Source organism: Pseudomonas sp. GM33 (assembly GCF_000282295.1).
GTDB classification, from domain to species: Bacteria; Pseudomonadota; Gammaproteobacteria; order Pseudomonadales; family Pseudomonadaceae; genus Aquipseudomonas; species Aquipseudomonas laurylsulfatiphila.
Genome location: NZ_AKJO01000110.1, coordinates 1 through 18,361, shown reverse-complemented (window position 1 = coordinate 18,361; position 18,361 = coordinate 1). Strand labels below are relative to the sequence as shown.

The 18,361-nt window shown below is 59.5% G+C and carries 16 protein-coding genes; 11 read left to right on the top strand and 5 right to left on the bottom strand.

Annotated elements, in window-relative coordinates; all coding sequences use genetic code 11:
• Positions 1-15: 15 nt before the first annotated feature.
• Positions 16-1,365 (bottom strand): spinster family MFS transporter, encoded by a 1,350-nt coding sequence (locus tag PMI26_RS09510; RefSeq protein WP_007976662.1) that lies wholly within the window; start codon positions 1,363-1,365, stop codon positions 16-18.
• A 268-nt stretch (positions 1,366-1,633) separates the two neighbouring features.
• Between PMI26_RS09510 and PMI26_RS09515 the strand changes: the two genes are divergently transcribed.
• Both PMI26_RS09515 and PMI26_RS09520 read left to right on the top strand, forming a co-directional pair.
• Positions 1,634-1,999, top strand: a complete 366-nt coding sequence (locus PMI26_RS09515) for a YkgJ family cysteine cluster protein (protein ID WP_007976659.1) — start codon at positions 1,634-1,636, stop codon at positions 1,997-1,999.
• A 146-nt stretch (positions 2,000-2,145) separates the two neighbouring features.
• Entirely contained in the window at positions 2,146-4,362 is a 2,217-nt protein-coding gene (locus PMI26_RS09520) for a putative bifunctional diguanylate cyclase/phosphodiesterase (RefSeq protein ID WP_274517838.1), read from the top strand.
• Here the strand turns inward: PMI26_RS09520 and PMI26_RS09525 are convergent.
• Positions 4,319-5,215 (bottom strand): NAD(P)-dependent oxidoreductase, encoded by an 897-nt coding sequence (locus PMI26_RS09525; RefSeq protein ID WP_007976655.1) that lies wholly within the window; start codon positions 5,213-5,215, stop codon positions 4,319-4,321. The genes PMI26_RS09520 and PMI26_RS09525 overlap by 44 nt on opposite strands.
• A gap of 196 nt (positions 5,216-5,411) precedes the next feature.
• Between PMI26_RS09525 and PMI26_RS09530 the strand changes: the two genes are divergently transcribed.
• Positions 5,412-7,610: a hypothetical protein gene (locus PMI26_RS09530; RefSeq protein ID WP_007976654.1), complete on the top strand. Its 2,199-nt coding sequence runs from the start codon at positions 5,412-5,414 to the stop codon at positions 7,608-7,610.
• A 284-nt stretch (positions 7,611-7,894) separates the two neighbouring features.
• On the opposite strand, the gene PMI26_RS09535 is transcribed toward PMI26_RS09530, so the two are convergent.
• On the bottom strand, positions 7,895-8,200 hold the full coding sequence (locus PMI26_RS09535; protein ID WP_007976652.1) for a DUF2288 domain-containing protein: 306 nt from the start codon (positions 8,198-8,200) through the stop codon (positions 7,895-7,897).
• A gap of 350 nt (positions 8,201-8,550) precedes the next feature.
• On the opposite strand from PMI26_RS09535, the gene PMI26_RS09540 reads away from it, so the two are divergent.
• The 5 genes from PMI26_RS09540 to PMI26_RS09560 all read left to right on the top strand — a co-directional run bounded on the left by PMI26_RS09540 (position 8,551) and on the right by PMI26_RS09560 (position 13,554).
• Complete coding sequence (locus PMI26_RS09540; RefSeq protein ID WP_007976650.1) at positions 8,551-9,678, top strand: branched-chain amino acid ABC transporter substrate-binding protein; 1,128 nt, start codon at positions 8,551-8,553, stop codon at positions 9,676-9,678.
• Between the two features lie 233 nt (positions 9,679-9,911).
• Positions 9,912-10,835, top strand: coding sequence for a high-affinity branched-chain amino acid ABC transporter permease LivH (gene livH / locus PMI26_RS09545; RefSeq protein WP_007976647.1), 924 nt, complete (start codon positions 9,912-9,914; stop codon positions 10,833-10,835).
• Positions 10,832-12,088: a high-affinity branched-chain amino acid ABC transporter permease LivM gene (locus PMI26_RS09550; protein WP_007976646.1), complete on the top strand. Its 1,257-nt coding sequence runs from the start codon at positions 10,832-10,834 to the stop codon at positions 12,086-12,088. The genes livH and PMI26_RS09550 overlap by 4 nt, the downstream gene beginning before the upstream one ends.
• Positions 12,085-12,852 carry a high-affinity branched-chain amino acid ABC transporter ATP-binding protein LivG gene (gene livG, locus PMI26_RS09555; protein ID WP_007976644.1) on the top strand — a complete coding sequence of 256 codons (768 nt, stop codon included), beginning with the start codon at positions 12,085-12,087 and terminating at the stop codon, positions 12,850-12,852. Before PMI26_RS09550 ends, livG begins: the two co-directional genes overlap by 4 nt.
• A complete protein-coding gene (locus tag PMI26_RS09560; RefSeq protein WP_007976642.1) occupies positions 12,853-13,554 on the top strand; it encodes an ABC transporter ATP-binding protein in 702 nt (233 codons plus the stop codon).
• Positions 13,555-13,716: 162 nt separating this feature from the next.
• Here PMI26_RS09560 and PMI26_RS09565 read toward each other — a convergent pair whose 3' ends face one another.
• A complete protein-coding gene (locus tag PMI26_RS09565; RefSeq protein ID WP_007976640.1) occupies positions 13,717-14,625 on the bottom strand; it encodes a LysR family transcriptional regulator in 909 nt (302 codons plus the stop codon).
• Between the two features lie 106 nt (positions 14,626-14,731).
• Between PMI26_RS09565 and PMI26_RS09570 the strand changes: the two genes are divergently transcribed.
• A complete protein-coding gene (locus PMI26_RS09570; protein WP_007976638.1) occupies positions 14,732-15,331 on the top strand; it encodes a short chain dehydrogenase in 600 nt (199 codons plus the stop codon).
• A 12-nt stretch (positions 15,332-15,343) separates the two neighbouring features.
• On the opposite strand, the gene PMI26_RS09575 is transcribed toward PMI26_RS09570, so the two are convergent.
• A complete protein-coding gene (locus PMI26_RS09575) occupies positions 15,344-15,700 on the bottom strand; it encodes a SecDF P1 head subdomain-containing protein (RefSeq protein ID WP_007976636.1) in 357 nt (118 codons plus the stop codon).
• A gap of 173 nt (positions 15,701-15,873) precedes the next feature.
• On the opposite strand from PMI26_RS09575, the gene PMI26_RS09580 reads away from it, so the two are divergent.
• Together PMI26_RS09580 and PMI26_RS09585 are read left to right on the top strand one after the other, a co-directional pair.
• Complete coding sequence (locus PMI26_RS09580) at positions 15,874-16,542, top strand: COG3650 family protein (protein WP_007976634.1); 669 nt, start codon at positions 15,874-15,876, stop codon at positions 16,540-16,542.
• Between the two features lie 95 nt (positions 16,543-16,637).
• Positions 16,638-18,251 (top strand): NAD(P)/FAD-dependent oxidoreductase, encoded by a 1,614-nt coding sequence (locus PMI26_RS09585; RefSeq protein ID WP_007976632.1) that lies wholly within the window; start codon positions 16,638-16,640, stop codon positions 18,249-18,251.
• Positions 18,252-18,361: the final 110 nt, after the last annotated feature.

The following is an 18,361-nucleotide window of genomic DNA, read 5'->3' as shown; positions in this document are numbered from 1 at the left end:
TGCCCGCGAAAGCGATCAGGCAGTCACCACAGAACCTCCAGGCTCACCCACCGCCACCAACCCTTCCTTCATCCGCTTGGCATCGCGCACAAAACACCGCGAAGCCAGGAACAGAAACACCACGGTAAGCAACAGCGCCACCGGAATCAGGTACATCGCGTCATGCAGGCCAACCGCCTTGAACGCTTCGGTCATCTGCTCGGCGCCGGCGGCGAGCATCGCCGTGTGGGCGAAGTGATCGGACAAGGCTCCGACCACCACCGGCCCCAGGCCACCGCCCAACAGGTACAAACCGGCAAAGAACAGCGCCATGGCCGTCGCCCGCAAGCGCGGTTCGACCACGTCCTGAATCGCCGTGTAGACGCAGGTGTAGAAGTTGTAGGCGAACAGCCAGCCGACACTGAATACGGCGACGAACACACCGATCTCGATTCGTCCGGAATGCAGCGCCCACGCGGTGCAGATCGTCGAAATCACCAGGCTGAAGGCGGCAAACAATAGCCGCCCGTTGGCGACCCGCTGGTGAATCTTGTCGGCGATCCAGCCACCGAGGGTCAGGCCGACCAAACCGGTCACACCAACAATAACCCCGGTCGCCACTGCGGCTTCCTGCAACGGCATGAGGAAGTAGCGTTGCAGCATCGGCACCAGAAACGAATTGCAGGCATAGGTGGCGAAGTTGAAACACAGGCCCGCCATCACCAACCACAGGAAGGTTGGTACGGCCAGTACCCGACGGATCGGTCGATCGATCTTTGCCTGCGACACCTGAACGCTCTCGGCGGCGCCACGTTTCGGTTCCCTGATGAAAAACATGAAGATCGCCAGGATCAACCCGGGCACCGCCGCGATAAAGAACGGCGCGCGCCAGCTATCGAAGGCCTTGACCATCGCGCCGATGGTGAAGAACGCCAGCAACAGCCCCAACGGCAGCCCCAGCATGAAGATACCCATGGCCCGTGCCCGGCGGTGCGCCGGAAACAAATCGCCGATCAGCGAGTTGGCGGCTGGTGCGTAACTGGCTTCGCCAATGCCAACGCCCATGCGCACGATCAGGAAGCTCCAGAAACTGCCCACCATGCCGTTGACGGCCGTCAACCCGCTCCACACCGCGAGTCCCCAGCCCATCAGCTTGCTGCGCGAGCCGGTATCGGCCATGCGCCCCAGCGGCAATCCGGCAATGGCGTAGACGATGGTGAATGCCGTACCGATGATCCCCAACTGGAAATCACTGAGGTGCCACTCCATGCGAATGGGCTCGATGATGATGGCCGGGATGGTGCGGTCGAAAAAATTGAACAGGTTGGCCAGGAACAACAGGAACAGGATGCGCCAGGCATTGGCCGCTTGGGTCGAGTTCTGCATGGGTCCGTCTCTTTTATTGTTTTTGGGGCGTCAATGCCCCCGGACTTTGCAATCTAGACAGGCCGGCCACACCTGTCTTTCATTATTCGCCAGGCTGATACCTGCCCATGGTGCACAACCTGTGGGAGCTTTCGCAGGACGGGTATTTCGCAGCTCGTCCGACCGATGAAAAATACCTCTCGCCCCCCCTTCCCAAGCCGTTGCCGAAGCCTAGAATAGCGGCCTTGATTCCCCCCTGTGTCTCCACTCCTCCTTACGATAATCGCCCATGTCCGAAGCCAGTCCGTGTCTGAATTGCGGTGCCTGCTGTTCTCATTTTCGCGTGTCATTTTTCTGGGGTGAGTGCGCCTCGTCCGGGGGGACGGTACCCGATGAACTCGTCGAGCAGATCAGCCCCAGCCGGGTCGCGATGATCGGCACCGGCTGCAAACCTGTGCGCTGCACCAGCCTGGTTGGAGAGGTGGGCAGTACAGTGCAGTGCTCGATTTACGAAAAACGCTCCAGCACCTGCCGGGAGTTCGATGCTTCATGGGTCGATGGCCAGGCCAATCCCGATTGCGACGCGGCCCGTGCCGCATTCGGCTTGCCGGCCCTGCAACCGGTGTTCGAGACATCTCAGAAGCAAATCGCCTGAGTAATAGCACCAATCGCTATTAGATTAATGTCAAAATATTTGGCACCAATGTGCCACTACCGCTTGCGCTCCATCCATGCCCTCTATACTCCATGACATTCGCTGGCGCTCTTGCACCGGCCCGAGGGATAACGATGGGGCATGCTATGGAGTGGCTTGGTCTGCATTTCATTACCGAGCTACCAGAGAGTGGGCAGGTCATACTCAATTGCACACATGACCCTTTTCTGGTGCTGCTGGCTTATCTGGTCGCCTGTGTCGGCTGTTTCGCGACACTGGACATGGCCGAACGGGTGGCCCACGCGGAAAAAACCGCGTCCCAAACGCGCTGGCGCTGGGTGGGCAGCGGCTGCCTGGCGGGCGGTATCTGGGCCATGCACTTCGTCGGGATGCTGGCATTCCAGGCGCCTGTCGACCTTCACTACCAACTGCCCGTCACGGTGTTCTCGCTAACCATCGCGCTGCTCGCTGCGTGGCTGGCCATGCATACCCTCAGCCTTCCCGATCTGAGCTTTCGACAGTGCCTCAAGGCTTCGATCGGGATCGGCCTGGGTATCGCGACCATGCATTACGTGGGCATGACGGCGATGCACTCCAGTGCCGCAGTCTATTACCATCCAGGTCTGTTCGCCCTTTCCATCGCGATCGCGATCGGTGCCGCGCTGGCAGCCCTGTTGCTGGCCTGGTATCTGCGCAACGGTGCCGGCATGCTGCATCAGCTTTTCAAATACTGCGCCAGCCTGCTGCTCGGGGCAGGCATCCTCAGCATGCACCTAACCGCCATGGCCGCCTTGAATCTGGTGTTGCCCAACGACAGCCTGCCAGTGCAAACCGGCGAACACAGCCATATGCAACTGGCGTTGACCGTGACGGTCATGACCCTGCTGATCATCGGGAGCAGCATCAGCGCGGCACTGGCGGACAAGAAACTGCAACACAAGGACCACGACCTGCAGCGGGTCAACTCCCTGCTCAGCCAACTGGACCAGGCGCGCATGTCACTGCAGCAGGTGGCGCACTACGATGCGCTGACCAACCTGATCAACCGTCGCGGGTTCAACCAGATCTTCGCCGAAAAACTCATCGAGAAAACCAACGAAGGCGGGATGCTGGCAGTCCTGTTCCTGGACATCGACCATTTCAAGCGGATCAACGACAGCCTTGGCCACGACGCCGGAGACGAACTGCTCAAAGTGCTTGCCGCGCACATCAAGAGCTCGGTTCGCAGTCACGAGGATGTGGTCGCACGCTTTGGCGGCGACGAGTTCTGCCTGCTCATCGACCTGCATGATCGTGACGAAGCGCGACAGTTGGCCCAACGCATCATGCTGAAAATGAAGGAGCCCATCGAACTGGCTGGCCGGCGCATGGTGATGACCACCAGCATCGGTATCAGCCTGTTTCCGGAAGACGGCAAGACCTGTGAGGAACTGTTGAAGAACGCCGACCTCGCGCTGTATCAGTCCAAGGGTAGCGGACGCAACGGGTTGAATTTTTTCAGTGCCAACCTGAAAACCCGCGCCACCCTCGAGCTGCAACTGGAAGAAGAGTTGCGCCACGCCCTGCGTGAAGACACCGGCCTGATGCTCTATTACCAGCCGATCTATGACCTCAAGACCGGTCAGGTCAGCAAGCTCGAAGCCTTGATCCGCTGGCAACACCCGGTCCACGGATTCCTCGTGCCGGATCGTTTTATCGCCATCGCCGAGGCCAATGGCCTGATCGCCGAACTGGACAACTGGGTGCTGCGCAAGGCCTGCGAAGATCTGGGCGAGCTGTCGCGCCAAGGCTGTGCAGACCTCAAGATCGCCGTGAACTGTTCGCCCCTGAACCTGGCGCGCGAAGAACTGGCCGATGAGATCGAGTACGCGTTACGGGCCGCCGGTGTCGAGCCCCATCGGCTGGAACTGGAAGTCACGGAAAACGCCTTGATGGGCAATATCGCCAACACACTGGTGTTGCTGCGGCAGATACGCGCCCTCGGCGTATCGCTGTCGATCGATGATTTCGGCACCGGCTATTCATCCCTGGCCTACCTCAAGCGCTTGCCGCTCAACACGCTGAAAATCGATCGCTCGTTCATCCAGGACATTCCCAAGGCGACCCAGGACATGGAGATTGTCCAGGCCATTATCGTCATGGCCCATACCCTGCAACTGCAAGTGGTCACCGAAGGGGTCGAAACCTTCGAGCAATACCAGTTCCTGGAAGAGCAGGGCTGTGACTTCGTTCAGGGCTATTTGCTCAGTCGGCCAGTGCCACTGACCGAGTTACTCCCGGTGCTGAACGAAATCAACCAGCGCAAGCACACCTACACAGTCACGGCGCTGAGTCTGGCTCACGGTACATCTGCACTAATGTAGACGGGTCTTTTTCAAGGAAACCCTGGCTCCCGTGCAGGCGCATCAACTGCGCGGCCAGACCGCTGATCGGTGTCGACGAGCCCTGCTCACGGGAAAACTTCACCGCAGCATCCAGATCCTTGAGCAAGGTGCGCACGTGCCACTTGACCGGTTCGAAACGGTTTTCAGCCATCTGCGGGGCCAGGAACTGCAAGGGCCTGGAATCGGCAAAGCCGCCGGCCAGCGCTTCGGCGATCAGGCTTGCATCAACCCCGGAACGCTCCGCCAGCGCGACCACTTCGGCGATCACCAATGCATTGCAGGCAACGATCATCTGATTGCACGCCTTGGTCACCTGCCCCGCCCCGACACCGCCCATGTGTGTCACACGTTGCCCCAGGCTCAACAGGACGGGCCGGACCCGTTCCAGATCCTGTGCGTCACCGCCGACCATGATCGCCAGGCTCCCCGCTTCTGCACCGACCACGCCACCGGACACCGGCGTGTCGAGCCAGCCCATGCCGGTTCTGCCGGCGAGGTCTGCGGCCATCTCCCGCGTTGCGTTAGGCTCCAGGCTGGAAAAGTCCACCAGCAGCTGGCCTTTTCTTGCCCCCTCGACAATGCCCGCCGGACCAAACACTACCTCGCGCACGACCGCCGTATCCGCCAGGCACAACATCACCACGTCAGCGTGCTGGCACAGTTCGGCCGGGCTGGCGACCTGGCGTGCGCCAGCCTCGACCAGTGGTTTGCACTTGTCCGGATTGCGATTCCATACCGCCAGCGGATACCCCGCGGCCAGCAGTCGCCGGCACATCGGCAACCCCATCAGGCCGATCCCGGCAAACCCCAGCGAAGGTAGTGTTGACATCATTTAGCCTCCTTTTGATTAAAGATCGCCAAATACTGGCCGATTCATCATGACTTGGGAAAGGATTCCCCCCGAGCAATGCTCAGGCCAACGACCAAGGCATGGTCCAGGTGCGCGCTGAAAAAAGACGCGATTCCACTCCGTGACGGGTCGACGACAGAGAGTCGGCCAACCAATCAGCCCAGGTAGATGGCGAACAATGACTTCTAAAAACAACCCGGCCACTGCGGTAACCGATCTGACGTTGAGCCCCGCGGCCAACAGCCCGTCATCACCGAAGCCATTGATTCAATCCCGCCCGTTGGCGACCCAGCAATACCTCTACTTCACCGAAACCAACACCGACCGTATCCTCGATAACCTCGACGGCCTGCGCGACATGGTGTTCCCGCGACCACCGCATCCGGAAGGCGACAGCGAACAACACAGCGACCAGGAATTCCCCTCGGTGTGCCTGATCGGCCTGGGCCGCTGCGGCTCGAACATTGCGCTGGACGTGGCAGAGCTGGTGTACAACGCCCGCAAGTTCTACCTCAACGAATTCAACAACGAAGATCGCCTGTCACCGGACAAGCGTTTTGCCGAAAAGGGCTACAGCCCGGCCCAGTGGATCCGCAACAACCTGCGCCTGGGCCAGAACAAGAACACCAAACCGGTGTTTCTGGTCGAGCCGCTGGTGATGCTCGGCGACCTGGACAAGGACATCGCCGGACGCATCCGCTTCTCACGCAAGGGCGAGAAAAGCGGCTTCCTGCGCGACTACAGCAAAATGAAAATCATGGACTTGTCGGAGGTCCACGCCGGTGGCGCCGGTAACGCGCCGATCCTCGGCCAGTACCTGGCCAAGATCATCCTTAACAAGGACACCCAGCGTTTCTCCAGCCCTGACTGGAAAATGATTCACTCGTACCTGATCGACAGCTGCGGCATCAAGGCCAACCAGTCGCGCCTGTATTTCTCGATCTTCAGTGCCGGCGGCGGTACCGGTTCGGGCATGGCCTCGGAGTTCGGCCTGGCCCAGCAGCACTCGTACATGAACAAGACGTTCGACACCAAACCGATGGACGAGCACGACAGCAAGAGCGGTCACTCCTTCGTCTTCGAACCGATCTTTACCAGCGGCATCTGTGTACTACCGAACATTTCCGATCACCGCAGTGAAATGTCCGAGGCGCTGCACATAAACGCTGGCCGGCTGCTGTGCAAATACCTGTCGGAAGAGTGGGACTTCTCCTACAACTTCGCCAACGAGGACAGCAGCGAAGCCAGCGTCATGGGCCGCATCCGCCCATGGAACGCGATGATGCTGATTTCCAACGACATCATGCGTTACGCCGAAGAGAACGATGACGGCAATATCCAGAACATTGATGTCAATGCCATGGAAAAGCACGCCAACCAGTACATCTCTCAGCAGATTTTCAACATTCTGACGGCTCAGGCGGTCACCACCGACTACGACCAGAACTATTTCCGTCGGGCCGGCATCGACATCGGCGAAACCATTCGCCTGGACGCCAACGACCTGTTCATGAGCCTGGCCGGCCCGGTGGCGATTGCCTATGCCGAGTCCGTGGTGCCGGAAACCCCGCCGCCAAGCAGCGACAAGTTCAAGGTGTTCGAGAAAGAGCCGGCGCGCCTGAACATCGACGACCTGTTTTTCCGTTCGATCGACCTGCCGCACTTCAACAAGGTCACCCAGGCCATCGAAGGCATCAGCCTTTTGCCCATCGAGTCCAAGCGCTATCGCGCGTCGCTGGAGCAGTACAAGAACTCGGGTTACGACGCGGCGGCCCTGCACGACCTGCACTTCTTCAAGAACTGCTCGTCGGTGGTGTCGATCGTTTCCTTGCCGAAGGACTACAAGCTGTCCTACATGGACCTGAACCGGTTGAAGACCCACCTCAACAGCCTGTTCCCCAACACCACGCTCAAGCGCTACGCGCTGGTGATCGGTGCCTCGGCCAACCTGTCCCTGACCACCCTGATCGCCAAGAGCCCGTGCCTGTCGGACGATTTCCTGACGCTGATCGTAGCCTTTATCAAACGCTGCTTTGCGAAGCCTGCCTACCGTTTCGACGAAACCCTGGACAACTCGATCCTGGACTTCATCGTCCAGGAAGAATTCGACGAAGGCCGTATCGACGACTTGCTCAATGAATTCGAGAACCCGGCGAAGATCCTCGATACCAACTGGTACGCGATCAAGCCGATGTATGAGAAGAAGTACCGCGAACTGATCAACGACAAGGAAAAATTCGTCTCGATCAACGACATCCGCCTGTCCCGGGACTGCGTGAAGAAATCGATCAAGTACCTGCGCGAGATCTATCGTCACCGCATTGGCAAGACCAAGGTCATTTCGCTGAACAACCATACGGGCAAGACGGCTTACTAAGCGTCGCCCCCATTCGCGAGCAAGCCCGCTCCCACATTCGACTGCATTCCTTCTGGAAGAACACGGTTAAATGTGGGAGCGGGCTTGCTCGCGAAGGCGGCCTTGAATTCACCGCAAATCAACATCCAGAAACAATTGAGCAGCCGTTCAGCTGCCCTCCCAACTGTTCCCGTTACGTTTACGTCACCGTGAGGCTGTGGCCTTTCTCTACGGCAACATGCCATCACGCTACTCGGCTACACACTTTCCTGCGGGAAAGGCGCGCACCAAGCCGGTGCAACCTTTCAAACCTGCGCCCTTTCCTGGATCAGAATCCACGGCGAAACAACCACCGCCCACAACTGCGGATCACGTTCAAAAAGATCCAGCGCCCGCGTTTCAGACAGCTTGGCGAGCTTGTCGCCAGCCAGCCAGGCAGCCACTTTCTGCCCTTCATCCTGGGCCACGGCCTCGGCGGCGGCGATCAGATCCAGGCCAGGATCGACCCACAATAGGGCACCCTTGGCAAAGAATGGCTCCAACTCTTTCCAGGTAATAGATGCGGTTTCACCAAGCAGCTTGGCATAGAGGGTGCTAGGTTCTTGATTCATGGGACTGTCCGGAAAAGAAATCGACGCAGATGATAACGTCGGTGGACTGGCAGAAAAACCCGGTTGCAATTGAGTGACCGAAATGAAAAGCGCAGGAAAGCCAGGGAATGCACTGAATACGGCTATAAGCCCCTCAACGCCCCGCCGCAATTCTGTCTTTTTCTTTCAATAAAGCGACACTTGCAGGTTTTGCCCCTCGGCGCTGCCTTCCCAGGCTGACAATCGGCGCTCTACACTGTACCGGTACAGTTGCCGAGGGGCTTTTCCGGGGAATGTCGTAGATATCTGACCCGGTTCTGCTGCTTTCGGCGCCAGGACTATAAAAACTACAACAGTAAGAGTGGAGCACTATGACTAAGGCTACTAAGCAGATTTCCAAACTGTTTGCCGCTATGGTTCTGGCCGGGGTTGCCAGCCATTCGTTCGCAGCTGACACCATCAAGATCGGCATCGCCGGCCCTAAAACCGGTCCTGTAGCCCAATACGGCGACATGCAGTTCAGCGGCGCCAAAATGGCCATTGAACAGATCAACGCCAAAGGCGGCGTAGACGGCAAGAAACTCGAAGCCGTTGAATACGATGACGCCTGTGATCCAAAACAAGCGGTAGCGGTCGCGAACAAAGTCGTCAACGACGGCGTCAAGTTCGTGGTTGGCCACCTGTGCTCCAGCTCCACTCAACCGGCTTCGGACATCTACGAAGACGAAGGCGTGATCATGATCACCCCGGCTGCCACCAGCCCGGACATCACCGCCCGTGGTTACAAAATGGTCTTCCGTACCATCGGTCTGGACAGCGCCCAGGGCCCTGCCGCCGGTAACTACATCGCCGACTTCGTAAAACCGAAGATCGTTGCTGTCCTGCACGACAAACAGCAGTACGGTGAAGGCATCGCCACCGCCGTCAAAACCACCCTTGAGAAGAAAGGCGTAAAAGTCGCAGTGTTCGAAGGCGTCAACGCCGGCGACAAAGACTTCTCCTCGATGATCGCCAAGCTCAAGCAAGCCAACGTCGACTTCGTCTACTACGGCGGCTACCACCCAGAGCTGGGTCTGATCCTGCGTCAATCCCAGGAAAAAGGTCTGAAAGCCAGGTTCATGGGTCCGGAAGGCGTGGGTAACGACTCCATTTCGCAGATCGCCAAGGACGCTTCCGAAGGCCTGCTGGTGACCCTGCCGAAATCCTTCGACCAGGATCCGGCCAACATTGCCCTGGCTGACGCGTTCAAGGCCAAGAAAGAAGACCCGAGCGGTCCGTTCGTGTTCCCGGCCTACTCGGCTGTGGAAGTGATCGCCGAAGGCATCAAGGCTGCCAAGTCCGAAGACTCCGCCAAAGTGGCTGAAGCCATCCACAAAGGCACCTTCAAGACCCCGACCGGCGACCTGAGCTTCGACGAGAAAGGCGACCTGAAAGACTTCAAATTCGTGGTTTACGAGTGGCACTTCGGCAAACCAAAAACTGAAGCCAAGCCTCAGTAAGGCGTTGCCTGACTGACTGCCAATAAAGCCCACGGCGTGCCGTGGGCTTTGTTTTACGAACGTACTTGGGCCGCGCTGGCGTGATCCGCCAGTCTCCCCACCTGAAAATCTCAAAACCGTCATCAGCGGTTCGCTGGCAAACCCCGAATTCGAAGTGGATGCAGATCCACGGGGCTCGGGCGGGAAAATGACTCCACCAGTGAAATGCGTATCAGGTTTTTAGGAGCGCTGTAATGCCTGACATCTATCACTTTTTCCAACAGCTGGTTAATGGCATGACCATTGGCAGCACGTATGCCCTGATCGCCATCGGCTATACGATGGTCTACGGCATCATTGGAATGATCAACTTCGCCCACGGCGAGGTGTACATGATCGGCTCCTACGTGGCGTTCATCGCCATCGCCGGGCTGGCCATGCTGGGACTCGACAGCGTTCCGCTGTTGATGACCGCCGCTTTCCTTGCAACCATCGTTGTCACCAGTGCCTATGGCTACAGCATCGAACGGATCGCCTACCGCCCCTTGCGCGGCAGCAACCGTCTGATCCCGCTGATCTCCGCCATCGGCATGTCGATCTTCCTGCAGAACACCGTTCTGCTGGCGCAAGACTCCAAGGACAAATCCATCCCCAACCTGATTCCGGGCAATATTGCCTTTGGGCCAGGTGGCGCACATGAAGTGCTGATTTCCTACATGCAAATCGTGGTGTTCGTGGTGACCCTGGTCGCCATGCTCGGCCTGACGCTGTTCATCTCCCGCTCTCGTCTGGGCCGCGCCTGCCGCGCCTGCGCCGAAGACATCAAGATGGCCAACCTGCTGGGTATCAACACCAACAACATCATCGCCCTGACCTTCGTCATCGGTGCCGCGCTGGCGGCCATCGCCGCCGTGCTGCTGAGCATGCAATACGGCGTGATCAACCCGAACGCCGGTTTCCTCGTCGGCCTCAAGGCCTTCACCGCAGCGGTACTGGGCGGTATCGGCAGCATTCCGGGCGCCATGCTCGGCGGGCTCGTCTTGGGTGTGGCGGAAGCCTTTGGTGCCGATATCTTCGGCGACCAGTACAAGGACGTCGTGGCGTTCGGCCTGCTGGTTCTGGTGCTGTTGTTCCGGCCAACCGGCCTGCTGGGCCGTCCGGAGGTTGAGAAGGTATGACTAGGAATCTTAAACAGGCGCTGTTCAGCGCCTTGCTGGTGTGGGCCGTGGCTTACCCGGTACTCGGTCTGAAGCTGACCATCGTCGGCATCAACCTCGAAGTTCATGGCACCAGTGACGCCACCCTGATCACCATCGCGGTGTGTTCGGTGCTGATGTTCCTGCGTGTGCTGTTCGACCAGCAGATCAGCTCGGCCTGGCGTTCGTCGCCAAGCATGCCGCTGATTCCGGCCAAGGCCAGCAACTTCCTGACCCTGCCGACCACGCAACGCTGGATCATCATCGCGCTGATCGCCGGCGCCCTGGTCTGGCCGTTCTTCGGCTCCCGCGGTGCGGTGGATATCGCAACCCTGGTGTTGATCTACGTGATGCTCGGCCTCGGCCTGAACATCGTGGTCGGCCTGGCTGGCCTGCTCGACCTCGGTTACGTCGGCTTCTATGCCGTCGGCGCCTACAGCTACGCGCTGCTGTCGCACTACTACGGCCTGAGCTTCTGGATCTGCCTGCCGATTGCCGGCCTGATGGCGGCCACCTTCGGCTTCCTGCTCGGTTTCCCGGTACTGCGCTTGCGCGGTGACTACCTGGCGATCGTGACCCTGGGCTTCGGTGAAATCATTCGTCTGTTCCTGCGCAACCTGACCGGCCTCACTGGCGGTCCGAACGGCATCAGCAACATCGAGAAACCGACGTTCTTCGGCCTGACCTTTGAACGCAAGGCCGCGGAAGGCCTGCAAACCTTCCACGAGTACTTCGGTCTGGAATACAACTCGATCAACAAGGTGATTTTCCTTTACCTCGTTGCGCTGTTCCTGGCACTGGCTGCACTGTTCGTCATCAACCGTTTGCTGCGCATGCCGTTGGGCCGTGCCTGGGAAGCATTGCGTGAAGACGAGATCGCCTGCCGTGCGCTGGGCCTGAACCCGACCATCATCAAGTTGTCGGCCTTCACCCTGGGTGCGAGCTTCGCCGGTTTCGCCGGCAGTTTCTTCGCCGCTCGCCAGGGCCTGGTGACGCCGGAGTCCTTCACCTTCATCGAGTCGGCGATCATCCTCGCCATCGTGGTGCTCGGTGGCATGGGCTCGCAACTGGGCGTGATCCTCGCTGCCGTGGTGATGATCCTGCTGCCGGAAATGATGCGTGAGTTCAGTGAGTACCGCATGCTGATGTTCGGTGCCCTGATGGTACTGATGATGATCTGGCGCCCTCAGGGTCTGCTGCCCATGCAACGTCCTCACATGGAGCTGCGCAAATGAGCCGCGAGATCCTGAAAGTAGAAAACCTGAGCATGCGCTTCGGCGGCTTGCTGGCGGTCAATGGCGTAGCCTTGAGCGTGAAAGAGAAACAAGTGGTGGCATTGATCGGCCCTAACGGCGCCGGCAAGACCACCGTGTTCAACTGCCTGACCGGCTTCTACAAGCCGAGCGGCGGCAGCATCCTGCTGGACGGCGAGCCGATCGAAGGCCTGCCGGGTCACAAGATCGCCCTCAAAGGCGTGGTGCGCACCTTCCAGAACGTACGGTTGTTCAAGGACATGACTGCGGTCGAGAACCTCTTGATCGCCCAGCACCGTCACCTGAACACCAACTTCCTGTCCGGCCTGTTCAAGACCCCGTCGTTCCGCAAGAGCGAGCGCGAGGCCATGGAGTACGCCGAATACTGGCTGGACAAGGTCAATCTGCGTGAGTTCGCCAACCGTCCGGCCGGCACCCTGGCCTACGGTCAGCAACGTCGCCTGGAAATCGCCCGCTGCATGATGACCCGTCCGCGGATCCTCATGCTCGACGAACCGGCCGCCGGCCTGAACCCGAAGGAAACCGAAGACCTCAAGGCGCTGATCAGTGTGCTGCGTGAAGAGCACAACGTGACCGTCCTGCTGATCGAACACGACATGAAACTGGTCATGAGCATTTCCGACCACATCGTCGTGATCAACCAGGGTACGCCCCTGGCCAACGGCACGCCGGAACAGATCCGCGACAATCCTGAAGTGATCAAAGCCTACCTGGGGGAAGCGTAAATGCTGCAGTTCGAAAACGTTTCCACCTTCTACGGCAAGATCCAGGCCCTGCACAGCGTCAACGTCGAAGTCCGCCAGGGCGAAATCGTGACCCTGATCGGCGCCAACGGTGCCGGCAAGTCCACGCTGCTGATGACGCTTTGCGGTTCGCCGCGCGCCCACAGCGGCAGCATCCGCTACATGGGTGAGGAACTGGTCGGCCAGGACTCTTCGCAGATCATGCGCAAGAGCATTGCCGTGGTGCCGGAAGGTCGTCGGGTGTTTTCCCGGCTGACCGTGGAAGAAAACCTGTCGATGGGCGGTTTCTTCACCGCCAAGGGCGACTATCAGGAACAGATGGACAAGGTCCTCGGACTTTTCCCACGCCTGAAAGAGCGCTTCAACCAGCGTGGCGGCACCATGTCCGGCGGCGAACAGCAAATGCTCGCCATCGGCCGTGCCCTGATGAGCAAGCCCAAGCTGTTGCTGCTCGACGAGCCGTCGCTGGGTCTGGCACCGATCATCATCCAGCAGATCTTCGACATCATCGAACAGCTGCGCAAGGATGGTGTGACGGTGTTCCTGGTCGAGCAAAACGCCAACCAGGCACTGAAAATCGCTGACCGCGCCTACGTTCTGGAGAACGGCCGGGTAGTGATGACAGGCACCGGTGAGGCGCTGCTGACCGATCCGAAAGTGCGTGAAGCGTACCTCGGTGGCTGAGCCTTTGCGGTAAAACAAAAAACGGCCTTTGCAGGCCGTTTTTTTATGCCTGCGAATACGATCCTTGTAGGAGCTGCCGCAGGCTGCGATCTTTTGACTTTGATCTTTTAAGATCAAAAGATCGCAGCCTGCGGCAGCTCCTACAAGGGTCCGTGTGTGGGTTCAAAGTCGATCCAGCGCCTCCCCACTGCGCTTGAACCATCCGATCAAATAATCCGCCAGCACCTGCGTGCGCTTGGGCAAACCACCCTGATACGGATGCACCAGGTACATCGGCATGCTGCGGGTCTGATAATCGCGCAGCAGCCATCGTAAACGTCCGTCGGCCAGTTCTGTTGGCAAACAGTAGGACGGCAGGCGCGCAATACCGGCGCCGACCAGTGCGGCTTTCTTCAACAGGTTGTAGTGGTTGCTGGCGAACGGCCCCGACACCCGCACCCGCAACAACTCATGCTGCTGGTGATATAGCCATTCTTCGCGGCCGCTGTAATGGCTGTTGAGCAGGCAGCGATGTTCGGCCAGCGCCTGGGGTGTTTGCGGTTCACCGTATTGCTCCAGATAAGCCGGGCTGGCACAGGTCAGTTCCTGCCACGCCAGCAATGGGCGCGCGACCAGCCTCTGGTCAAGGGCCACGTCAGAGCGAATCGCCAGGTCGAATCCGTCCCGGGACAATTCTCGGTAGCTGTTGTTGAGTTCCAGCTCGATCTGCACCTGGGGATACTTTGTCGAGAACTCCAGCAACAGACCATCGAAGAAGGTTTCCCCGAGCGACACCGGCACCGTCATCCGCACCGGCCCGGCCATATCGTCCTTCAGTCGCGCCAGGGCCTGGCGCGCCCGCTCGACTTGCACCACCAGCGCCTGTGCCTGGGGCAACAACGCAGCGCCAGCGGCGGTCAGGCTCAAGCGGCGGGTGGTGCGCTGCAACAGCACCACGGAAAACTGCGCTTCCAGCTGGCTGATGCGCTTGGACAGCTGGCCTTTGCTGCAACCGAGCTGCTGCGCCGCCAGGGTGAAACTTCCCGCTTCGATCAATACGGCGAACGCGGCCAGGTCATCCATCTCGCTCATGGATTGTTTCCATTTGAAAACCAAAGGTTGCCTATTAGCGCGCTTATCTCCAGAAAAAACCACCCTAAACTGATTCCTCGTTCAACCCATACGAGGATCAACCCCCATGAAAATTCTTTTGATCGGCGCAAACGGCACCATCGGTTCGGCAGTCGACAAGGAACTGTCGCAACGCCACGAAATCATCCGGATTGGCCGCAACAGCGGCGATTTTCAGGTGGACATCAGCGACAGCGCCTCGATTCGCAAACTGTTCGAGCAGACCGGCAAGTTTGATGCGCTGATCTGCGCCGCCGGCAACGTGACCTTCGCACCGCTCAGCGAGATGACCGAAGAAAGCTTTGCCCTGGGCCTGAAAGACAAGCTCATGGGCCAGGTCAATTTGCTGTTGATCGGCCGCGACTTCGCCAATGACGGTGCGTCGTTCACCTTCACTACCGGCGTACTCAGCCACGACCCGATTCGCAGTGGCGCCTCGGCGGCGCTGGTCAACGGTGCACTGGACAGCTTCGTACGCGCCGCCGCCATCGAACTGCCGCGGGGCCTGCGGGTGAACTCGATCAGCCCCAACGTCCTCGTCGAAGCCATGGGCAAATACGCGCCGTACTTCCGTGGCTTCAAGCCGGTGCCTGCAGTAGACGTGGCCTTAGCCTACGCCAAAAGCGTAGAAGGCCTGCAAACGGGTCAGACCCTTCACGTAGGCTGAGTCGGTTCAAGCTCAATCAACCAACGTGGGCAATAGGTCTTTGGCGATGGCTTTCGGGATGGACACCTGGAACTGCGCGCCCAAGGCCGATTGCACTGTCGCCGTAGAAATCTTCCAGCCATTGATCGACAGCGTCAATTTCTGGCCTATCGACTCATGGGTAATGCGCTGCATACGCTCAGCTGCTTCAGGACTGAGCGTGACATTCATTTCAAATGCCGAATGAAGTCTGTCGTGGTCCTTCAACAGCAACTCCATCCGGGTGAAGTCGGTCGCCGAAGACAAATTGATCTCGGCAGCGTGACTGCCCGTGGCTCCCGTCATCACCATCAGAAACAACCCGATCTTCCAGCCCATTGCCTGTTTCATATCCGCCTCCTGCAAAAAAGCGGCAGCTTACCTTTGGCTTCCTGGCACTCGGCATTGGAATAATTCACAAGATGTTGCCGCAAATCGCCCTTCCCTTTGCCAGAGCCCCACTCCAGCCTTGTGATGAACGGTCAGCCTGAGTAACGTGGCAGCACTTGTCAGGAGACCCCAAGATGCGTGTTGCCCGTTCCTTAGTCCTCGTTGCCCTGCTTCCGCTGTTCGCCGCTTGCCAGTTGTTCGAAAGTGAGCGGCAGAACGCCTCCCATGTCGGCCAGACACGCATGCAAGGCCAGTTGACCGCGGCGGACGGCAAACTGCTGTTCCAGCCGTGCAACCAGTCTGCGCGCTACGTGGTCAACGACACTGGCGGTACCAGCGTCCTGCAGCAGGCCGCCAGCCTGGCGGACAAGCAAGGCAAGCTGTTCGCCGACGTGCGCGGGCGGGTTGTGGCCGGCAGCGGTGGTGACGGCCAGCTCGATCTGGAGCAGTTGTACCGCGTCGAGCGCTCGGGCAACGCGTGTGAGGATCCGAATTTCAAGCTGCTGATCCTGCGCGCCGCCGGCCATACCCCGGAGTGGAGCGTGAAAGTCAGCGGCAAAGGCATGGTCCTCGACCGGGCCGGCCAGCCGCCGTTGGCCGTACCTTACGTCGAAGAGCAACTGGGCGATGGCCGTTTCAACCTCAGCACCGAAGCCAACAACCAGCACATTGAACTGTGGGTTGCACCGCAACGCTGCGTCGACAGCAGCACCGGCAGCATCCAGCACATGAGCGCCGAGCTGCGCATCGACGGCCAGGTACAGCGCGGCTGCGGGTATTTCGGCGGATCGCGCGACGACTGATCGTTTAAGCCTCACGGGCCTGGGCCTTTGCGGCTTATAATCGCGGGTTTCAAACGCCCTGGCGCAGTTGTGCGCCCCGCGAACCGGATCCCGCCATGTTACGAATCACCGAACTCAAGTTGCCGATCGACCATCCCGATGAAGACCTGCGCCCTGCCATCGTGCAGCGCTTAGGGCTTGCCAGCGATGATCTGCTCGACTTCACCTTGTTCAAGCGCAGCTACGATGCGCGTAAAAAGTCCTCCGAGCTGTGCTTCATCTACACCATCGACCTTGAAGTTCGCGACGAGGCGGCGGTGCTGCACAGGTTCGCCGATGACCGTAACGTCAACGTGGCGCCGGATGTCAGCTATAAAATGGTTGGCCAGGCACCGGCCGACCTGAGCGCACGTCCGATCGTCGTCGGCTTCGGTCCGTGCGGGATTTTCGCCGGGCTGCTGCTGGCGCAAATGGGTTTCAAGCCGATCATCCTCGAACGTGGCACCGAAGTCCGCCAGCGCACCAAGGACACCTGGGGCCTGTGGCGCAAAAGCGTGCTCAACCCGGAATCCAACGTGCAATTCGGCGAAGGCGGCGCGGGGACATTCTCCGACGGCAAGCTGTACAGCCAGATCAAGGATCCGAAGTTCCTCGGTCGCAAGGTCCTGCACGAGTTCGTCAAGGCCGGCGCACCGGAAGAAATCCTCTACGTCAGCAAGCCGCATATCGGTACGTTCCGCCTGACCGGCGTGGTGGAAAACATGCGTGAGCAGATTCGCGCCCTGGGCGGCGAAGTGCGCTTCCAGCAGCGTGTCACCGACGTGCTGATCGAGGACGGCCAACTGGTCGGCGTCGAACTCAATGGCGGCGAACAGATCCATTCGAAGCATGTGATTCTGGCCCTCGGCCACAGTGCCCGCGACACCTTCCGCATGCTCCACGGCCGTGGTGTGTACATGGAGGCCAAGCCTTTCTCGGTGGGTTTCCGCATCGAGCACCCGCAGTCGCTGATCGACCGCGCGCGGCTGGGCAAGTACGCCGGGCACCCGAAACTCGGCGCCGCCGACTACAAACTGGTGCACCACGCCAAGAACGGCCGTTCGGTCTACAGCTTCTGCATGTGCCCAGGCGGCACCGTGGTGGCGGCGACGTCCGAGCCGAACCGCGTGGTGACCAATGGCATGAGCCAGTACTCGCGTAACGAGCGCAATGCCAACTCCGGGATCGTTGTCGGCATTACCCCGGAAGTCGATTATCCGGGCGGCCCGCTGGCCGGTATCGAACTGCAGGAACGCCTGGAGTCCCACGCCTTTGTGCTGGGCGGCAGCAACTACGAAGCCCCGGCACAACTGGTCGGCGATTTTATCGCGGGCAAACCGTCCACCGAATTGGGCAGCGTCGAGCCGTCCTACAAGCCTGGCGTTGCCCTGGGTGATCTGGCGCTGGCACTGCCGGCGTTCGCCATCGAAGCGATTCGCGAAGCCTTGCCGGCGTTCGAGAAGCAGATTCGCGGTTACTCGCTGCACGACGCGGTGTTGACCGGCATCGAGACTCGCACCTCCTCGCCGCTGCGTATTACCCGCAATGAGACGATGCAGAGCCTGAACGTCAAAGGCTTGTTCCCGGCCGGTGAAGGTGCCGGTTATGCGGGCGGGATTCTGTCGGCGGGTGTGGACGGGATTCGGATTGCCGAGGCTGTGGCTCGGGATATCCTCGGTCTGGAGGCTTAAGGTTTAAAACAAAAGATCGCAGCCTGCGGTGTAGTGGTTCATTTTTTTTGAACCGCTCCGTAGGAGTATTAAGCCGCCTGTTGCTCATACAGCGCAGGCGGCAAGTTGTT